The organism is Caulobacter sp. LjRoot300, from assembly GCF_964253875.1.
Taxonomy (GTDB): domain Bacteria; phylum Pseudomonadota; class Alphaproteobacteria; order Caulobacterales; family Caulobacteraceae; genus Caulobacter.
Map to the genome: position 1 here is coordinate 947,449 of NZ_CAXUSA020000003.1, position 18,471 is coordinate 965,919.

The 18,471-nt window shown below is 68.8% G+C and carries 13 protein-coding genes; 8 read left to right on the forward strand and 5 right to left on the reverse strand.

Features of this window, described 5'->3' with window-relative positions; genetic code table 11:
• Window positions 1-68 precede the first annotated feature (68 nt).
• Both ACSQ2G_RS14395 and ACSQ2G_RS14400 read right to left on the reverse strand, forming a co-directional pair.
• Window positions 69-1,694: an alpha-amylase family glycosyl hydrolase gene (locus tag ACSQ2G_RS14395; RefSeq protein WP_436031914.1), complete on the reverse strand. Its 1,626-nt coding sequence runs from the start codon at window positions 1,692-1,694 to the stop codon at window positions 69-71.
• Entirely contained in the window at window positions 1,691-3,472 is a 1,782-nt protein-coding gene (locus ACSQ2G_RS14400; RefSeq protein WP_436031916.1) for an alpha-amylase family glycosyl hydrolase, read from the reverse strand. The genes ACSQ2G_RS14395 and ACSQ2G_RS14400 overlap by 4 nt, the downstream gene beginning before the upstream one ends.
• A gap of 351 nt (window positions 3,473-3,823) precedes the next feature.
• Here ACSQ2G_RS14400 and ACSQ2G_RS14405 point away from each other — a divergent pair, with 351 nt between their 5' ends.
• The 3 genes from ACSQ2G_RS14405 (at window position 3,824) to ACSQ2G_RS14415 (ending at window position 9,942) form a co-directional block, all read left to right on the forward strand.
• Window positions 3,824-6,595: a TonB-dependent receptor gene (locus tag ACSQ2G_RS14405; protein ID WP_436031918.1), complete on the forward strand. Its 2,772-nt coding sequence runs from the start codon at window positions 3,824-3,826 to the stop codon at window positions 6,593-6,595.
• 138 nt (window positions 6,596-6,733) lie between these two features.
• Window positions 6,734-7,954: a winged helix-turn-helix domain-containing protein gene (locus ACSQ2G_RS14410; RefSeq protein WP_436031920.1), complete on the forward strand. Its 1,221-nt coding sequence runs from the start codon at window positions 6,734-6,736 to the stop codon at window positions 7,952-7,954.
• Between the two features lie 107 nt (window positions 7,955-8,061).
• On the forward strand, window positions 8,062-9,942 hold the full coding sequence (locus ACSQ2G_RS14415; protein ID WP_436031922.1) for a DEAD/DEAH box helicase: 1,881 nt from the start codon (window positions 8,062-8,064) through the stop codon (window positions 9,940-9,942).
• 141 nt (window positions 9,943-10,083) lie between these two features.
• Here ACSQ2G_RS14415 and ACSQ2G_RS14420 read toward each other — a convergent pair whose 3' ends face one another.
• Window positions 10,084-11,238 carry a glycosyltransferase family 61 protein gene (locus tag ACSQ2G_RS14420; protein ID WP_436031924.1) on the reverse strand — a complete coding sequence of 385 codons (1,155 nt, stop codon included), beginning with the start codon at window positions 11,236-11,238 and terminating at the stop codon, window positions 10,084-10,086.
• Between the two features lie 388 nt (window positions 11,239-11,626).
• On the opposite strand from ACSQ2G_RS14420, the gene ACSQ2G_RS14425 reads away from it, so the two are divergent.
• On the forward strand, window positions 11,627-12,688 hold the full coding sequence (locus tag ACSQ2G_RS14425; RefSeq protein ID WP_436031926.1) for a diguanylate cyclase domain-containing protein: 1,062 nt from the start codon (window positions 11,627-11,629) through the stop codon (window positions 12,686-12,688).
• A 101-nt stretch (window positions 12,689-12,789) separates the two neighbouring features.
• Window positions 12,790-13,608, forward strand: coding sequence for an enoyl-CoA hydratase/isomerase (locus ACSQ2G_RS14430; protein ID WP_436031928.1), 819 nt, complete (start codon window positions 12,790-12,792; stop codon window positions 13,606-13,608).
• Here ACSQ2G_RS14430 and ACSQ2G_RS14435 read toward each other — a convergent pair.
• Window positions 13,605-14,057 (reverse strand): type II toxin-antitoxin system RatA family toxin, encoded by a 453-nt coding sequence (locus tag ACSQ2G_RS14435; RefSeq protein ID WP_436031930.1) that lies wholly within the window; start codon window positions 14,055-14,057, stop codon window positions 13,605-13,607. The genes ACSQ2G_RS14430 and ACSQ2G_RS14435 overlap by 4 nt on opposite strands.
• A 3-nt stretch (window positions 14,058-14,060) precedes the next feature.
• A complete protein-coding gene (gene lipA, locus ACSQ2G_RS14440) occupies window positions 14,061-15,068 on the reverse strand; it encodes a lipoyl synthase (protein ID WP_436031932.1) in 1,008 nt (335 codons plus the stop codon).
• Window positions 15,069-15,151: 83 nt separating this feature from the next.
• Here lipA and ACSQ2G_RS14445 point away from each other — a divergent pair, with 83 nt between their 5' ends.
• From ACSQ2G_RS14445 to ACSQ2G_RS14455, 3 genes are all read left to right on the forward strand, one after another.
• On the forward strand, window positions 15,152-16,195 hold the full coding sequence (locus ACSQ2G_RS14445; protein WP_436031934.1) for an alpha/beta fold hydrolase: 1,044 nt from the start codon (window positions 15,152-15,154) through the stop codon (window positions 16,193-16,195).
• 143 nt (window positions 16,196-16,338) lie between these two features.
• Window positions 16,339-17,892, forward strand: a complete 1,554-nt coding sequence (locus ACSQ2G_RS14450) for an AMP-binding protein (RefSeq protein ID WP_436031935.1) — start codon at window positions 16,339-16,341, stop codon at window positions 17,890-17,892.
• A gap of 134 nt (window positions 17,893-18,026) precedes the next feature.
• Window positions 18,027-18,422 (forward strand): DoxX family protein, encoded by a 396-nt coding sequence (locus ACSQ2G_RS14455; RefSeq protein ID WP_436031937.1) that lies wholly within the window; start codon window positions 18,027-18,029, stop codon window positions 18,420-18,422.
• Window positions 18,423-18,471 lie beyond the last annotated feature (49 nt).

Sequence of the window (18,471 nt, forward strand, 5' to 3'; positions counted from 1 at the left end):
CGGTCAAGTCGCGTCCAGAGTTGGGGACAGGCGCATGCGCCTGTCCCCGTCCGTGTCCCCGTCCGCGACTAACCTCGCCGCGCCACCAGGCCGGCCATCGGCGGCAGCGCCCCCTGCTCCCCAAGGTTGACGCCTTCGACGACGCGCCAGCCGTCCGGCAAGGCCCAATCGGCGGCCTCGAAACCCAGGTTGAAGGCGCACAGCACCTGGTCCGCGCCCTGGCCGCGCATAAAGACCAGCAGGGGCTCGGGGGCGTCGACCAGGGTCATGTCGCCTGTCCGCAGCCCCGGCAGCCGGCGGCGCAGGGCCACGACCCGGCGGGTCAGGTTCAGGGTGGAGTCGGCGTCGCGCTCCTGGCGGTCGACGGCCAGGTCGATATGGGCCGGGTCGACCGGCAGCCAGGGCTCGACCTTGGAGAATCCGGCATGGGCGGCGACGGCGACCCACGGCATCGGCGTGCGGGCCCCGTCGCGGCCCAGGGTCTCGGGCCAGTTGGCGATCGCCTCGGGGTCGCGCAGGCGGTCGTAGGGCACCTGCGCCTGGGGCAGGCCCAGTTCCTCGCCCTGGTAGAGGAAGACGTTGCCGCGCAACGACACCAGCAGCAGCAGCGACATCTCGGCGAAGGCCTTGGGGTCTCGGCCCCGGGCCCAGCGCGACACCGCCCGCGGCGCGTCGTGGTTGGAGAAGGTCCAGGACGGCCAGCCCTGCCCCTCGCCGCCCGGCCACAGGGCCGCCCCCTGGCGGATCAGGGCCGGCGCCAGGGTCTCGGCATAGAGGTAGAGGAAGCCGTAGGCGCTGTGCAGGCGGTCGGGACCTTGCGTGTACAGCTTCATCTCGCTGTCGGCCCGCTCGCCCCCGACCTCGGCGACCATGAACCGCCCGCCGTACGACTCGCCCAGCTGGCGCAGCCGGGTCAGGAAGGCGGGGATGTCGTCGTGCGACTGGTTGTGGAAGTGGTGCTGGAAATCGAACGGCCGGGTGCGCTTGCCCTCGCCGCCCAGGATCGGCGGGTTGTCGGTCAGGGCCTGGTCGTGCATGGCGAAATTGATGGCGTCGAAGCGGAAGCCGTCGACCCCGCGCTCCAGCCAGAACCGCGAGGCGGCGACCAGGGCGTCCTGCACCTGCGGGCTGTGGACGTTGAGGTCGGGCTGGGCCGACAGGAAGTTGTGCAGGTAGTACTGGCGACGGCGCGCGTCCCAGGTCCAGGACGGGCCGCCGAACACCGACTGCCAGTTGCTGGGCGGCGAGCCGTCCGGCTTGGCGTCGGCCCAGACGTACCAGTCGGCCTTGGGGTTGGTGCGGTCCTGGCGGCTGGCCTTGAACCACGGGTGCTGGTCGGAGGTGTGCGAGAACACCTGGTCGATGATCACCTTCAGGCCCAGGGCGTGGGACTTCTCGACCAGGCGATCGAAGTCGGCCAGGGTCCCGAAGATCGGGTCGACATCCTCATAGTTTGAAACGTCGTAGCCGAAGTCCTTCATCGGCGAGGTGAAGAACGGCGACAGCCAGATGGCGTCCACGCCCAGCGAGGCCACGTGCTCCAGATGGGCGGTGACGCCCGGCAGGTCGCCCACCCCGTCGCCGTTGGAATCGGCGAAGCTGCGCGGATAGATCTGGTAGATCACCGCGCCGCGCCACCAGTCGCGGTCGTGGGCCGGGTCGATGGACGGTTTTGAAAGGGTCTCGACCGTCACTGGCCAGTCTCCGAAACGCAAATCGTGTAGTCGAGCGGGCCGATCTCGACCCGATAGCTGCCCGGCGCCGTGGCGATCGCCGCGCAGGATCCGTGGGCGGACCGCCAGGCCCGCGAGGTCGCGTCGACCTCGACCTGGGCCGTGATCGGCGCCAGGCCGGTGTTGAACGCCACCAGCACCTCTCTGTCCTGTGTCATCCGGGAGACCGCGAACAGGCCCGGCTTGTCGCCGGCGGCCCGCACGACCTGGCGGCCGCGCCGCAGGGCCGGCTCGGCGGCCCGCAGCCGGGCCATGGCCGAAATCGTTTGATAGAGCGTCCCGTCGGTCGCGAAGTGGTCGCCCGCCGCCGAGCCGCCGTCCACGAGCCGGTCGGCGGCGTAGGCGGCGACCCTCGTCGCGAACAGGTCCTGGCGGGCGTCCTTGTCGCCGCCCTCGCCGACCAGTCCCTGCTCGTCGCCGTAATAGAGGACCGGGACCCCGCGGGTGAACATCAGCAAGGCGTGGGCCAGGAGCACGCGCCGCGTCACCTCCTCGTCCGAAGCCTGCGGATGGGCCAGGCGCACGAAGTGGCCGATCCGGCCCATGTCGTGATTGCCCAGGAAGGTCGGCAGCTGCAGCGTGGCCGCCTCCCCGCCCTCGTAGAGCGCGTCCTGCGGGAACAGGTGCGCCAGGACGTCGGGCCCCGCCTTGCCGTTGACGACGTCGGCCACAGCGCCCTGGAAGGCGAAGTCGAGCACGGCCGGATAGCCGTCCACCCGGGTGAACCTGGCCAGCATGCCCGGCTCGGTTTCGGCGACCTCGCCGAAGATGTGGAAGTTCGGGATTCCCCGGGCCTTGGCGCGGGCCAGCATGGCCGGCACGAACGCGCGCCAGAACTCGGGATTGACGTGACGGGCGGTGTCGATCCGGTAGCCGTCGATCCCGAAGTCGTCGATCCACTGGCCATAGATGTCGATGAAGCCCTGCACCACGCGCGGGTTCTCGGTGGCCAGGTCGTCCAGGCCGGAGAAGTCGCCATAGGTCGAGCTTTCACCGGTGAACCGGCTGTTTCCGCGGTTGTGGTACCAGATCGGGTCGTTCAGCCAGGCCGGTTTCTTGACGCTCGCCTCGTCCTTGGGGACGTAAGGGCTATAGGCGAAGTCGGGCCGGGTCAGCAGCGCGAAGTTCTCCGCCGTCTGCCGCCCGGCCTGGTCGCCCAGGAAGCCGTCGTTGATCGCCGCGCCCGCAATCCCGCCCTGGCGGACGAACGGATAGTCGGCCTTGGACCGGTAGTCGCAACCGCCAGCCGGGCAGTCGCGGTACTGGATCACGTCGGCCGTGTGGTTGGCGACGATGTCCAGATAGACCTTGAGGCCGCGCGCATGGGCGGCGTCGACCAAGGCCTTCAGCTGGGCCCGCGTGCCGAAATGCGGGTCCACGTCGGTGAAGTCGGTGATCCAGTAGCCGTGATAGCCGGCGGACTCCTGGCCCGGCGGTCCCTGCACGACCTTGTTCCTGAAAATCGGTCCCAGCCAGATGGTCGTCGCGCCCAGGCCCTGGATGTAGTCGAGCCGGGCGGTCAGGCCGGCCAGGTCGCCGCCGTGATAGAAACCCTTGTCGGACGGATCGAAGCCGGTTTTCAGGCGATCGCCGGCCAGCCCTCCACGATCGTTGGCCGTGTCGCCGTTGGCGAACCGGTCGGGCAGGACGAAGTAGATCACCTCATCCTGGGGCGGGCGGTCGAGATAGGCGGCGCGAACGGCCGGCGCGGCTTCGGCCAGGCCGCCGCCCACCGCCATCGCGACGGCGAGCGCGGCGCTCGCCGACCGACTCGCCCATGCCCTTCGAATCCCCAAGCCCCCTGCCCCTCTGTCTTGTTCCAGAACCGGTCAACGCCAGCCGGCCCATTGATTTGCAATAATTTGCAGAAACACGGCAAGCGTGTCAATCACCCATCCGGCACGCCGAAAAGCCGTATTTCGCCCGGAAAATCCGCTGCAGATATCGCGCTTGCCCCAGGGAAACAATGGCACATGACATTTTGTCCATTTTTCCAGTTGCAATGGAAGGCGTTTATTTGCAGTAATTTTCACAACGAAACTTGGATCACCGCGGCGGAACCGCGGGAGCCGATTGGGAGGGAGCCTCTGATGACTAATTCCACGCCGCGCCGAACGCGACTGATGAGCGGAGCCGCCACGGGCCTGGCCCTGCTGCTGGCGACCGCCGGCGCGGCCCACGCCCAGGACGCCGCCGCGCCGAACCCCGACACTGTCGAGGAGATCACCGTCACCGGGATCCGGGCGGGCATCGAGAACGCCATCGCCCTGAAGAAGTCCTCCAGCTCGATCGTCGAGGCCGTATCGGCCGAGGACATCGGCAAGCTGCCCGACACCTCGATCGCCGAATCCCTGGCCCGCCTGCCGGGCCTGACCGCCCAGCGCCTGGACGGCCGCGCCCAGTCGATCTCGATCCGCGGCCTGGGCCCCGACTACAACACGGTGCTGCTGAACGGCCGTGAACAGGTCTCGACCGGCGACAACCGCGGCGTCGAGTTCGACCAGTATCCGTCGGAAATCCTCAGCGGCGTGCTGGTCTACAAGACTCCCGACGCCGCCCTGATCGGCCAGGGCCTGGCCGGCACCGCCGACCTGCGGACCATCCGTCCGCTGAAGTACGGCAAGAAAGTCCTGTCGGCCAACGCCCGCTACGAAATGAACAGCGAAGACAAGCTGAACCCGGACGCCAAGGACACCGGCCACCGCCTCAGCGCCACCTTCGTCGACCAGTTCCTGAACGACACCCTGGGCGTCGCCATCGCCGTCTCCGACATCTCGACCCCGACCCAGAGCCGCCGCTTCAACGCCTGGGGCTATCCGACCACCGCCTCGGGCGATCTCGTCATCGGCGGCGCCAAGCCCTACGTGCAGTCCAACAACCTCAAGCGCACCGGCGTGATCGGCGTGCTGGAATATAGCCCGACCGACAAGTTCCGCAGCTCGCTGGACCTCTACTATTCGAAGTTCCGCGAAAAGCAGATCCTGCGCGGCATCGAACTGCCGCTGTTCTGGAGCTCGGCCAGCCTGCAGCCGGGCTACACCGCCCAGGACGGCCTGATCACCAACGGCACCTACACCGGCGTGAAGGGGGTCATGCGCAACGACCTCAACACCCGCCACACCACCCTGAAGTCGGCGGGCTGGAACATCGCCTACGACACCGACAACGGCTGGACCCTGGCCGCCGACCTCAGCCATTCGGACGCAAAGCGTCGCGACGTGATCTTCGAATCCTATTCGGGGACAGGCCCGTCGGGCGTCGGCGCCACCGACACCTTGACCTTCAACACCACGCCGGGCGCGGGCACCACCTTCGGCTCAAGCCTGGACTACACCAACTCGACCCTGTTCGTGCTGACCGATCCCCAGGGCTGGGGCGCCGGCGCCAACGGCGGGGCCGCCACGGGCGGGGCGGTGACCCAGGCGGGCTTCTACAACACGCCGGCGATCAAGGACGAGCTGAACGCCGTCCGCCTGAGCGCCAAGCGCGACCTGGCCTGGGGCCCGATCCACAAGGTCGAGTTCGGCTACAACGCCAGCCGCCGCGAGAAGTCCAAGGAAGTGCACGAAAGCTTCCTGACCTTCGGCGGCACCATCGCCCAGGGCGCGCCGCTGAGCCGGCCGATCCCCAAGGAAGCGCTGGTCGGCACGGTCAGCCTCGACCTGATCGGCATCAAGGCCATGCTGGCCTATGACCCGACCTATCTGCTGGACAACGGCGTCTACACCCTGGTCGCCGACCAGAGCCCGGCGGTCCAGACCCGCAACTGGGCGGTCAAGGAAGACGTGCAGGTCGCCTACGCCAAGTTCGACATCGACAGCACGGTCGGATCCATTCCGGTCACGGGCAACACCGGCCTGCAGGTGGTCCACACCGACCAGTCCTCCACCGGCACGCGGGTCAACCCGGCCGACACCGCCCATCCGACCAGCAACGACGGCGGCGACAAGTACACCTATGTCCTGCCCAGCCTGAACCTGACGTTCGACCTGAGCAACGAGACCTTCCTGCGGTTCGGCGCGGCCCGCACCCTGGCCCGGGCCCGCATGGACGAACTGCGCGCCAGCCAGTCGTTCAACCAGAACCTGTCCAACCTGACCTCGACCGACCCCAACACGTCATACTTCAGCACCGAAGGCGGCAATCCCCAGTTGCGGCCCTACATCGCCGACGGCGTCGACGTGTCGCTGGAAAAGTACTTCGGCCGTTCGGCCTATGTCTCGGCCGCCGCCTATTACAAGAAGCTGTCGAACTTCGTGAACTCCAGCGCCTCGACGATCGAGGACTTCTCGCCGTTCCTGTCGCTGCTGACGCCGACCCAGCAATCGCAGCTGGGCACCACCAAGGGCCTGGCGAAGGCGCCGCAGAACGGCAAGGGCGGCTATATCCGCGGCATCGAACTGTCGGCCTCGATCCAGGGCGACATCTTCTTCGAGCCGCTGCGCAACTTCGGCCTGATCATCAGCGGCTCCTATACCGACAGCTCGGTCAAGCTCGACGACGACACCGCGCCCATCGACATGCCGGGCCTGTCGAAGACGGTGATCAACACCACCTTCTATTACGAGAACAACGGCTTCAACGCCCGGATCAGCAACCGCTACCGCAGCAAGTTCCTGGGCGAGGTCGCCGGCCTCAGCGCCGCGCGGATCTACCGGACCGTCGACACCGAGTCCGTGCTCGACGCCCAGATCGGCTACGAGTTCCGCCAGGGTCCGCTCGAGGGCCTGTCGGTCCTGCTGCAGGCCAACAACATCACCGACGAGCCGTTCAAGACCTACGAGAACGCCGATCCGCGCCGCACCATCGACTACCAAAAGTACGGCACCACCTACATGGCCGGGGTTTCGTACCGGTTCTAGAGACATCCCTCCCCTGCGACGCCCCGCCGGCCCGTCCGGCGGGGCTTTTCTTTTTCTGGGAGGGGCCGCCTTGCCGACCTTGGTGACGTCCTCCGTCAGCAGCGCACGGCCCGGCGGCTTGTCACCGCACGCGCGGCCATGCTCAGTCGGGCCATGGTCGAGACCCTGTCGCACAAGCAAGCCCGCCGCATCGCCCTGGCCGCCCAGGGCTTCGCCGACGCCCGCCCCGCCAAGCCGACGCGGCGTCATCTGATGGCGACCATAGAGCGCTTGGCCCTGCTGCAGATCGACAGCGTCAACGTCGTCTCGCGCTCGCACTACCTGCCGCTGTTCTCGCGCCTGGGCGCCTATCCGCGCGCCCTGCTGGAGGAGCTGGCCTGGGGCCGCAAGCCGGTTCTGTTCGAATATTGGGGCCACGAGGCCTCGCTGATGCCGCTGGACCTGCAGCCCCTGCTGCGCTGGCGGATGGAGGACGCGCGCCAGGGCGTCGGGGTCTGGAAGGGCGTCGCCCGCTTCCTGGCCGAACACCGGCCGTTCATCGACAAGGCCCTGGCGGCCATCCACGAGCGCGGCCCCCTGTCGGCCGGCGAACTGGAACTGGGCGAACGCGGCCAGGGCGGCTGGTGGGGCTGGAGCGAGGCCAAGCGGGCGACCGAATGTCTGTTCTGGGCCGGAGAGCTGACCACCGCCACCCGGCGCGGAACCTTCGAGCGGGTCTACGGCCTGCCGGAGGAGGTGCTGCCCAAGGCCATCTGGTCAAGCTCGACGCCCTCACGCGCCGAAGCCCATCGCATTCTGCTACGCCGTGCAGCCCGGGCCATGGGCGTGGCCACTGAGCGCGACCTGCGCGACTATTTCCGCATGGGCGTGGCCGACGCACGCCAGGGCGTCGCCGAACTGGTCCGGACCGGCGACCTGACGCCGGTGGCGGTCCAGGGCTGGGACCAGCCGGCCTATCTGGCGCCCTGCGCCCGGCGTCCGCGCAAGGTCGCCGCCAACGCCCTGCTCTCGCCGTTCGACAACCTGATCTGGTTTCGCGAGCGGGCGGAGCGATTGTTCGACGTCCGCGTCCGGCTGGAAATCTACACCCCCGCCGCCAAGCGCACGCACGGCTACTACGTCCTGCCGTTCCTGCAGGGCGAGGCGATCACCGCCCGGGTCGACCTCAAGGCCGACCGCAAGGCGGGCCTGCTCAGGGTGCTGTCGGCCCACCGCGAGCCCATGGCCAACGCCGAGACGCCCGCCGCCCTGGCCGTCGAACTGCGGCTCATGGCCGCGTGGCTGGGCCTTGCCGGCGTCACGGTCGCGGCCAGCGGCGACCTGAGCCCGGCCCTGTCCGGGCAAACCGCCGACGATTGACTTTGGCGGGCCAAGGCCTATTTATCCCCAGCTTCGGAGCAGGTCAGGCGAATCCGCGCCACCCGTTCGCCCAAATACGGGTGGCTCTGAATTTCAGCCAGAATGACATGACAGAATTTTCCGAACTCGGGCTTTCGCCCACGACCCTCCAAGCGGTCGCCGACACCGGCTATACGACCGCCACCCCCATCCAGGCCGCCGCCATCCCGGTGGCCCTGGCCGGACAGGACGTCCTGGGCATCGCCCAGACGGGCACCGGCAAGACCGCCGCCTTCACCCTGCCCCTGATCGACAAGCTGATGAACGGCCGCGCCAAGGCCCGCATGCCGCGCGCCCTGGTCATCGCCCCGACCCGCGAGCTGGCCGACCAGGTCGCCTCCAGCTTCGAGAAGTACGCCAAGGGCACCAAGCTCTCGTGGGCGCTGCTGATCGGCGGCGTGTCGTTCGGCGACCAGGAAAAGAAGCTCGACCGCGGCGTCGACGTGCTGATCGCCACCCCCGGCCGCCTGCTCGACCACTTCGAGCGCGGCAAGCTGCTGATGACCGGCGTGCAGTTCCTGGTGGTCGACGAAGCCGACCGCATGCTCGACATGGGCTTCATTCCGGACATCGAGCGCATCTTCAAGATGACGCCGCCCAAGAAGCAGACCCTGTTCTTCTCGGCGACCATGCCGCCGGAAATCACCCGCCTGACCAAGCAGTTCCTCAAGGATCCGGTTCGGATCGAGGCGGCGCGTCCGGCGACGACCAACGAGAACATCACCCAGCTGATGGTCAAGGTGCCCTCCTCCGATCCCAAGGCCAAGCGCCTGGCGCTGCGGGCACTGATCGAGAAGGCCCAGATCGAGACCGGCATCGTGTTCTGCAACCGCAAGACCGAGGTCGACATCGTCGCCAAGTCGCTGAAGAGCCACGGCTTCGACGCCGCCCCGATCCACGGCGACCTCGACCAGAGCCAGCGCATGAAGACCCTGGCGGACTTCCGTTCGGGCGCCCTGAAGATCCTGGTGGCCTCGGACGTCGCCGCGCGCGGCCTGGACATCCCGGCCGTCAGCCATGTGTTCAACTACGACGTCCCGCACCACGCCGACGACTATGTCCACCGCATCGGCCGCACCGGCCGGGCCGGGCGTTCGGGCATCACCTACATGCTGGTGACCCCCGCCGACGACAAGGGCTTCGACAAGGTGGTCAAGCTGATCGGCTCGACCCCGCAGGAAGAAAAGCTCGACCTGGACTACTCCAACGCCGTGACCGTGCGCCGCGAAGGCGACAGCAAGCGCGGCGGCGGCCGTGATCGCGACCGCTCGCGTGGCGGCGAACGGGGTCGTGACCGCGACCGCAACCGCGCCCCGACCGAGCCCTCGGACGTCGCCGCCGCCAATCTCGGCGCCGCCATCGCCGGCGAGCCGATCCCCTCGGCGCCCGGCGAAGCCCTGGCCAAGCGTCCGGCGCGCTCGCGCAAGCCGCGTGGCGAAGCCGCTCCGGTCGTCGTCGCCTCCGCCGAGGCGCCGGAAGCCGAAGCGCCGGCCGGCGAGAAGCCCCGCCGCGACCGTGGCGGCTCCTCGCGCGACCGCGGCCGCCAGCCGCGCGTCGAACAGGACGCCGTCGCCGAGCAGCCGATCGTCGAAGCCGCTCCCGCCGCCGAACGGGCCCCGCGCCAGGAACGGGCCGAGGGCGATCGCCCGGCCCGCCGCGAACGCGGCCGTGACCGTGACCGTGATCGCCGTCCCGAGCGGACCGAACAGCCCCGCGTCGAAGCTGAACGCGCGCCTCGTCCCGACCGCGCTCAGGAACGCGCCCCTGAACGTATCGAGGCCGAGCGCCCCGCGCGCGCCAACGCCCCGCTGCCGGTGCGCGGCGTCCAGCCGGTTCGCGGTCGCGAAGACGACGACGATCGTCGCGTGGTGGGTTTCGGCAACGACACCCCCGCCTTCCTGATGCGCGCCCCGCCGCGCCTGGCGCCGGTCAGCGACAGCGAAGACTAGAGTATCGCGCGGAAAAGTGGATGCCGGTTTTCCGCAAAAGCGATGCGAAAACAAAAATCTAGCGCGAACCACGCGATTCCTACATCGCGCGGTTCGCTCTAGGATCCAGGGACACGCGAGCCTCGCGTGTCCCTTTTTCGTTCAGAGCGCCGCGTCGACGAAGGCCAGGAAGTCGTCCAGCGCGAGCGCGTAGCCGAAGCGAAAGCCGCGGCGAAGGCGATGTCGCCAAGCCACCGTCCGCGGATCGACCGGCGAGGCGCAGACATAGCCGCGCCATTGCGCCCCCGCGCATCGGCTGGCCGCCCAGACCCACTGGCTGGTGAAGTTCTGGGGCTGGATCTCCACGATCCTGGCGCCCGCCGGCGCGAACAGGGCGTTGGCCATCGCCGCGCCCGTCGGCCCGACCAGGACCTCCACCTCCTGCATCAACTGGATCTGGTCCGCCACGCTCAGGCGCTCGGGCCTGACGATCTCGAAACCGCGCGCGCGCAACGCCGCCTCCAGCGCGGTCTCGTTGACCATCACCCGCATCGAATGGCCTCGGCGCGAAAAATAGACCCGTCGTCCGCGCGTTCGAGGCGTCGACGCCCTGGCCAGGATTCGCGCCCGCGTCCGCCCCAGCAGGTCTCCCGGACCATGTAGATAGTGGTCCATGCTGGTGGCGTGGACGGCCGCGCCGATGCGGACCAGATCGGCCTTCACCTCCCGGACCGGCTTGCCCACCGCCATGGCGATCAGGTCCCGCTGCCACGCCTTCAGCGGCGGCGCGATCGGCGGATAGCGCTCCAGCAGCCCCTGTTCGTCCAGCGCCACCAGCGAAGGCAGGCAGTCGAGCACGAAGTGCCCGTAGTTGAAAACGCCGCCCCAGGCCAGGAACACGGCCGCTCGATCGAGGGTCGGCAGGGTGTCCGGGATCGCCAGGTGGGTGACGCCCTCCTCCACCCGGGCGCCGGGCAGGCCCGACAGGTCGGGCCATCGCTCCAGGGCCTCGCGGGCGGACGCCTTCAGCACGGTCCCGTCCGGCGACAGGATCGCGCCAAAGCCCGGCAGGTGCAGGACATCGCGGGTCAGGCACAGGGAAACGGTTCGAGCGGACGGCGGGCGATGTTCGAACGGCCAAACCGACTGAGCGGGCCCACCCAGCCCAAAGGCTCCTGTCGCCGCCCCTTCCCGCTCCGGCAGCTCCAGCCGCATGGGGCCTTGCGGCGCGCTCGTCGCCTGCTCGAAGACCGCGGCGCCTGTCGCGGGCAGGACGCTGGTCTCCTCGACGATCCGCAGCGGCGTGGTCTGGCCCATTCCAGCTTTCGATCATGGGAATCGCGGCCGGTAAAGCCGCCGGCGGCGCGTTCATTTCGTCGAAGCGGGCTCACGACCACGTGTCTCCACCTGACGGCGCGGCGTTCCGCCGTCGGGACGCTTTGCCGCAGGCTCGCGGCCTTCCGAGCGTCGAGGATCCGCAAGAGCGACGATCTGGGCGATCCCCGGTTGAAATTGGCGGGCGCCTTCACGATCAGGGTCCTCCGGGCGACCCGCAGGCTCGTCTTGTCGATGATAACAATGCCGACGTTGGCGGGGACACGTAAGAGAACACTGTTCGTTCTTAACGCGGCGTTTGAACTCTTCGGCCTAGATTGGGCGTCCAAGCGCGCATCCGGGCGATGCGGCGCTGTTGGGGGAATTTAAGATGTCGGACGTCGAGACCACGCTGCGCGGCCCTGAGGCCTACAAGATCGCGGGCCGCGCCCTGAGCCTGATGGAACGTCATCAGGTGTGGCCGACCGCGTTGAACTTCGAGCTGTGGACCCACTTCGTCGCCGATCCCGACGGCGCCCTGGCCCGCGAACTGACCCGACTGATCTCGCTGGGCGAACCGCTGACCGAGCTGGTCAGCGAGGAACTGGCCGCCACCTACCTGCCCAAGGCCAAGCTGAACGAACAGATCCGCGACGCCGGCGACCTGCTGAGCAAGGAACTGGAGTCGGTCTCCAAGGCCATTCAGGACGCCCAGAAGAGCAACGCCACCTATGGCAAGACGCTGAACGGCGCGGCCAAGGAGCTGGACGCGTCGCAGGACGTCGACACGATCAAGACCGTCGTCAGCGGCCTGGCCGAGGCCACCCGCCGCGTCCAAAAGGAAAACAAGTCGCTGGAGACCCGCCTGGCGGAGTCCACCGCCGAGGTCGACCGCCTGCGCGAGCACCTGGAACAGGTCCGCCGCGACGCCACCACCGACGGCCTGACCAACCTGGCCAACCGCAAGGCCTTTGACGAGGAGCTGGACCGCGCCTGCTCGGAAGCCGACGAGGCCGGCGCCAGCCTCTGTCTGGCCGTGCTCGACATCGACCACTTCAAGGGTTTCAACGACACCTGGGGCCATCAGACCGGCGACCAGGTCATCCGCTATGTCGCCAGCGTTATCGGCCGCGTCGCCGCCCCGCCCCGCTTCGCGGCCCGCTACGGCGGCGAGGAGTTCGCGATGATCTTCCCGCGCGAGGCGGCAGCCCTGGTCGCCGGCACCCTGGAGGAGATCCGCGTCGAGGTGTCCTCGCGCATGCTCAAGCGTCGGTCGACCAACGAGGACCTGGGCGCGATCACCATCTCGTCGGGCTTCGCCGAGCGGCGTCCGGGCGAGAGCGGCCACTCGGTCATGGAACGGGCCGACGCGGCGCTCTACACCTCCAAGCGCGGCGGCCGCAATCGCGTCACCGCCGCCGAAAGCACACCGGACTCGGCCAACGCGGCCTGACGTCCGGCGGGCGGCCTGCCCTCCGATAATTTTTCTGGCGTTCCCCAAGGTTAGCCGCGCCTAGACTCAAAGGCGCGGCGACAAGGCCTTGGGAGGACGCGATGACCTACGAGAAGATCCGGCTCGAGGCCGCCGACGGCCTAGCTGTCATCACCCTGGCCGATCCCGCCACCCTCAACGCCGCCGGCCTGGACATGGCCCGGGAGCTAGCCCACGCCTTCGGCTCGATCGCGGCCAATGGAATCGAGGGGGGCAAGGTCGAGGCGCGCGCCGTGATCCTGACCGGCGAAGGCCGCGGCTTCTGTTCGGGCGCCAACCTGTCGGGCGGCGGCGCCGCCGGCCGCGAGCCCGAGGTCGACGGCAAGCCGGACGCCGGCTCGGCCCTGGAAAGCACCTACAACCCGCTGGTCGGCCTGCTGCGCGATTTCCCGCTTCCGATCGTCACGGCGATCAATGGCCCCGCCGCTGGGATCGGCTGCTCACTCGCCCTGCTCGGCGACATCGTCGTGGCCGCCGAGAGCGCCTATTTCCTGCAGGCGTTCCGCCGCATCGGTCTCGTACCCGACGGCGGCTCGACCTATCTGCTGCCGCGCCTGGTCGGCAAGGCCAGGGCGATGGAGATGATGCTGCTGGGCGACAAGATCTCCGCCGCCACGGCCCTGTCGTGGGGCCTGATCAATCGCTGCGTGCCCGACGGCGAGCTGATGATCGCCGCCACCGCCATCGCCCGGGAACTGGCCAACGGTCCGGCCGCCCTCTCGATCATCCGCAAGCTGGTCTGGGACAGCCTGGACGCCGACTGGGCGGGGCAGCTGCACGCCGAGCGCCACGCCCAGAAGGCGGCCGGCAAGACCGACGACTTCGTCGAGGGTGTCAGCGCCTTCCTGCAGAAGCGTCCGGCGGCCTTCAAGGGCCGCTAGGGTCTGGCCCCGTAGATCGCCCGGGCCCGATCCTCGAAACAGCCGATCAGCGTATTGGCCGCGCGATCGAGGTTTGCGGCCAGCATGGCGTCGAGGATCTTCGACTTGAAGGCGAAGTCGATGACGAATTCCACGCTCGTTCCAGCCTCGTGCGGCAGGAAGCGCCACTGGTTGGAGAGGCGCTTGAACGGGCCGTAGAGCAGGCTGACGTCCACGCTCAGGGCCGCCGCGTCGCGCCGCACCCGGGTGGCGAACTTCTCGCGCAGAAACGAGAACCCGACCTGGGCCTCGGCGTCCACGGTCGAGACCTGGGCGTCGGCCCGGCCGTTCCAGGTGCGCATGGCCGTGATCCACGGCACGAACTGCGGATAGGCCTCGACGTCGCCGACCAGCGTGAACAGCTGCTCGGGCGCATAGGGCAGCACCCGGGTGACGACGTGACGGTGCAAGACCTAAGCGCTCTTGGCGCCCGAGGACTGGGCGTCCAGCGCCCGCCGCGCGGCCTGCAGCTTGGCGAAGTCCTCGCCGGCGTGGTGCGACGAGCGCGTCAGGGGGCTGGCCGAGACCATCAGGAAGCCCTTGGCCCGGGCGATGGCTTCATAGGCCTTGAACTCGTCGGGCGTGACGAAGCGGTCGATGGCGGCGTGCTTGCGGGTCGGCTGCAGGTACTGGCCGATGGTGATGAAGTCGACGCCGGCGCTGCGCATGTCGTCCATCACCTGCATGACCTCCTCCTTGGTCTCGCCCAGACCGACCATCAGGCCGGACTTGGTGAACTGGGAGGGATCGCGCTCCTTGACCCGCTCCAGCAGGCGCAGGGAGTGATAGTAGCGGGCGCCGGGGCGGATCTTCAGATAGAGCCGCGGCACGGTCTCGAGATTGTGGTTGAAGACGTCCGGGCGAGCGTCGATCACCACGTTCTCGGCCCGGTCCTTGCGCAGGAAGTCGGGGGTCAGGATCTCGATGGTCGTGCCGGGCGCGGCGGCGCGGATGGCCAACACCACTTCGGCGAAGTGGCGGGCGCCGCCGTCGGCCAGGTCGTCGCGATCGACCGAGGTGATGACGACGTGCTTGAGGCCCATCTTGGCGACGGCCTCGGCCACCCGGCGCGGCTCGTCGGCGTCCAGGGCGTTGGGCAGGCCGGTCGAGACGTTGCAGAAGGCGCAGGCCCGGGTGCAGATCTCGCCCATGATCATCATGGTCGCGTGCTTCTGGCTCCAGCACTCGCCGATGTTCGGACAGGCGGCTTCCTCGCAGACCGTGGTCAGCTTGTGGTCGCGGACGATGCTGCGGGTCTCGTTGTAGCCGGGCGACCCCGGCGCGCGGACGCGCAGCCACTCGGGCTTGCGCAGGACCGGCGTGTCGGGGCGGTTCTGCTTTTCGGGGTGGCGGACAGCGCGGTCTTCGGAAGAGCGGGGCTCGGAAGCGCGGGCGTTCAGCGTGTCGATCAGGGTGACCATAACGGCCTAGATCGGCCTTCTTGGCCTCCGGATCAAGCATGCGTTCTTGCATGTGACGCAAAGGCGCGAAATGAGTGCCTGGAATGCGTCGCCGCCTCCCCGTTTTCGCCTGGGTTCCGCTCGTAGCCTGGTTGCTCGCCGCCTGTGGCGACCAGGGCGCCCGCGCGCCTTTCGCCGAAAGCCGCACGCCTCCCTCCCTCGATGTGCGGTTCCAGCCGCCGGCGGGCTGGGCCTGGGGCTATGTGAAGGTCGGCGACGACCTCGTGCAACGCTACGGCGTCTCCGCGCCCCACGGCGCGCCGAGGGGACAGGTCCTGATCCTGCCGGGCTATGGCGAGTCGGCCGAGACCTGGTTCGAGACGGCCCGCGACCTCAACGATCGGGACTATGTCGTCTGGATCCTGGACCGGCAGGGCCAGGGCGGGTCCGAGCGGGCCACGCCCTGGCGCGACCTGGGCCACGCGACCAGCTTCGCGCCCGACGTGACGGCGACCAAGGCGATGGTCAAGGCGGTGATCCGTCCCAAGGGCCGGGACCCGTTCGCGATCCTGGGAGCCGGCGACGGCGGCGTGATCGCCTTGCGGGCCCTGGAGGAAGGGCTGCAGGCAGACTCCCTGATCCTCTCCTCGCCCAATTTCGACGTCGCCGACCTGCCGCGCCCCAAGGGCGAGCTGATCCGCATCGCCCGCTGGGCGCGGACCCTGAAGCTGGGATTCCTGCGTTATCCGGGCCAGGCCGGCTGGAAACGCGAGGGGCCCGACGGTTTCGCCGCTCGGCTGACCCATGACCGCCAGCGCGGCGCCGTGCAGCAGGCTTGGCGACTGGCCAATCCCGACCTGCGCATGGGCGCGCCGAGCCTGGCCTGGTACGCCGCCTTCTACGACGCCGTAGACGCCACGGGCCGCGACCTGGAGCGCGTGCGCACTCCCGTTGTCATGCTCGACGCCGGCCAGGACGCCAAAACCCTGCCCCAGCCCCAGAGCGCGGTCTGCGCCGCCCTGCCGCGCTGCGTCGAGACCCGCTACCCCACGGCGCGCCACGCCCTGCACCTAGAGACGGATGCGGTGCGGGTCCCCTGGCTGCGGGCGATCGAGACGGCCCTGCAGGCTCGGTCCCCGGTCCCTTGAACGACAAGGGTTCGAGCGCATTTTAGAAGGACCGGTGCGCTTCCGCGCGCGTAACGGGTGTTTGCAAAGCCACACGCCGTCGCTAGGGTCCCGCTTCAATCAGACGAGGGCGCGACAGCGCGCTTCCGGGAGGTTTCGCCGGCATGCCGGTAGTTTTCAATGCGCAGGATGGCCAGAAGGCCCTCTTCGACGCCCTGCTCGACGCCCGCGACAAGTATGGCGCCAAGAAGCAGATCCTGGAGGACCAGGATCGCAATCCGCTCAGCTATACCGACCTGGTGCGCGCCAGCTTCGCGCTGGGCCGCAAGATCGCGGCCATGACCCAGCCGGGCGAACATGTTGGCATCCTGCTGCCGTCCGGCTCAGGGGCGGTAGTGACTTTCTTCGCGCTGCACGCCTTCGGGCGGGTCCCGACCATGCTCAACTTCACGGCCGGCCTGCGCAACCTGCGCGCCGCCTGCGAGCTGGCGGGGGTCAAGCGCGTGCTGACGGCCCACAAGTTCATCGAGCTGGGCAAGCTGCACGACATCGTCGACGCCCTGGAGGCGAAGGCGACGATCACCTATCTGGAGGACGTGCGAAGCACGATCGGCATCGGCGACAAGCTGTTCGCGGCGGTCGCCGGGGCCTTCCCGCGCCGGCTGCGCGCCCACGCCAAGCCCTCGGATCCCGGCGTGGTGCTGTTCACGTCCGGCAGCTTCGGCGCGCCGCGCGGCGTGGTGCTGAGCCAGGCCAATCTGGTCTCGAACGCGATGCAGATCGCCGCCCACATCGACCTGGATCCGGCCTGGGTGTTCTTCAACCCGCTGCCGGTGTTCCACTGCTTTGGCCTGACAGGCGGGGTCATCCTGCCGCTGCTGACCGGGATGAAGGCGTTCCAGTACCCCTCGCCGCTGCACACCAAGCAGATCCCGTCGTTGCTGAAGGACACCGGCGCCTCGGTGCTGCTGGCCACCGACACCTTCGTCAACCAATATGCCCGCGCCTCCGAAGGCGACGAGCTGGCCGGCCTGAAGTTCATCGTCTGCGGCGCCGAAAAGGTCCGGGAAGAGACCCACAACCTGATCAACGAGAAGTTCGGCGACGTGCCGGTGCTGGAAGGCTACGGCGCGACCGAGGCCTCGCCGGTGATCGCGGTCAACAAGCCCGACGACAATCGCCGGGGCACCGTGGGCGGGCTGCTGCCTGGGCAGGAGTGGAGGGTCGAACCGGTCGAGGGCATTCCCGGGGGTGGCCGCCTGCTGGTGCGCGGCCCCAACATCATGTCGGGCTATCTGCGCGGGGACGGCGGCGTCGACGCGCCAGAGGGCGGCTGGCACGACACCGGCGACGTGGTCACGGTCACCGACGACCTGTGGATCACCATCAAGGGCCGGGTGAAGCGCTTCGCCAAGATCGGCGGCGAGATGGTCTCCCTGACCGCCGCCGAGGATCTGGCCAGCGCCGTCTGGCCCGACGGCCGCCACGCGGTGATCTCGATGCCCGACAAGAAGAAAGGCGAGAAGCTGGTCCTGGTCACCGATCGCCAGGACGCCGCCGTCACCTCGCTGGTCGCCCATGCCCAGAGTATCGGGGCGCCCGAGCTGGCGGTGCCGCGCAAGATCCTCAAGGTCCCCCAGGTGCCCGTGCTGGGCAGCGGCAAGACTGACTATGTCGCCATCCAGCGGATGGCCGACCAGGACGCCAGGGCCGCGTGATGCGCGCCCTCGGCGTCGTCTCCTTCGAAACCTCGGCGGGCCAGGGCTCGTCGAGGCTTTTTCGTTTCGGACCAGGCGACTAGCGTGCGGGCGGCGGCTTTCTTCGTCGCGGATCTTTCAACGGAGGAAACGACTTGGAACGACTGACCTTGTGGGCGCCTCGCGTCCTGAGCCTGTTGCGTATCATCGCCGCCCTGCTGTTCATGGAGCACGGCCTGATGAAGCTGTTCCACTTCCCCGGGCCGCAGCCCGGCGCGCCGGATCCGCTGCCGCCGATGCTGGTGGCGGCCGCCTGGCTGGAGATCGTCGGCGGGGCGCTGCTGGTGCTGGGCCTGTTCACCCGCCCGGTGGCGTTCGTCCTGTCGGGCCAAATGGCCGTGGCCTATTTCCTGGCCCACTTCTCGCAAGGTTTCTGGCCGGCCCTGAACGGCGGCGAAGCGGCGATCCTGTTCTGCTTCGTCTTCCTCTATCTCGTCTTCGCCGGACCGGGCGAATGGAGCGTGGACGCCCAGCTGCGCAAGCGGCTGTAGCGGTTTTCCTTCTCCCCTTGCGGGAGAAGGTGTCAGCGAAGCTGACGGA

What these genes read in the sequence shown, in the direction of transcription:
- ACSQ2G_RS14415 (WP_436031922.1), top strand. Translation starts at nt 8,062, where the DNA reads ATGACAGAATTTTCCGAACTCGGGCTTTCGCCCACGACCCTCCAAGCG.
- ACSQ2G_RS14450 (WP_436031935.1), top strand. Translation starts at nt 16,339, where the DNA reads ATGCCGGTAGTTTTCAATGCGCAGGATGGCCAGAAGGCCCTCTTCGAC.
- ACSQ2G_RS14425 (WP_436031926.1), top strand. Translation starts at nt 11,627, where the DNA reads ATGTCGGACGTCGAGACCACGCTGCGCGGCCCTGAGGCCTACAAGATC.
- lipA (WP_436031932.1), bottom strand. Translation starts at nt 15,068, where the DNA reads ATGGTCACCCTGATCGACACGCTGAACGCCCGCGCTTCCGAGCCCCGC.
- ACSQ2G_RS14420 (WP_436031924.1), bottom strand. Translation starts at nt 11,238, where the DNA reads ATGGGCCAGACCACGCCGCTGCGGATCGTCGAGGAGACCAGCGTCCTG.
- ACSQ2G_RS14405 (WP_436031918.1), top strand. Translation starts at nt 3,824, where the DNA reads ATGACTAATTCCACGCCGCGCCGAACGCGACTGATGAGCGGAGCCGCC.
- ACSQ2G_RS14430 (WP_436031928.1), top strand. Translation starts at nt 12,790, where the DNA reads ATGACCTACGAGAAGATCCGGCTCGAGGCCGCCGACGGCCTAGCTGTC.
- ACSQ2G_RS14410 (WP_436031920.1), top strand. Translation starts at nt 6,734, where the DNA reads ATGCTCAGTCGGGCCATGGTCGAGACCCTGTCGCACAAGCAAGCCCGC.
- ACSQ2G_RS14445 (WP_436031934.1), top strand. Translation starts at nt 15,152, where the DNA reads ATGCGTCGCCGCCTCCCCGTTTTCGCCTGGGTTCCGCTCGTAGCCTGG.
- ACSQ2G_RS14400 (WP_436031916.1), bottom strand. Translation starts at nt 3,472, where the DNA reads ATGGCGGTGGGCGGCGGCCTGGCCGAAGCCGCGCCGGCCGTTCGCGCC.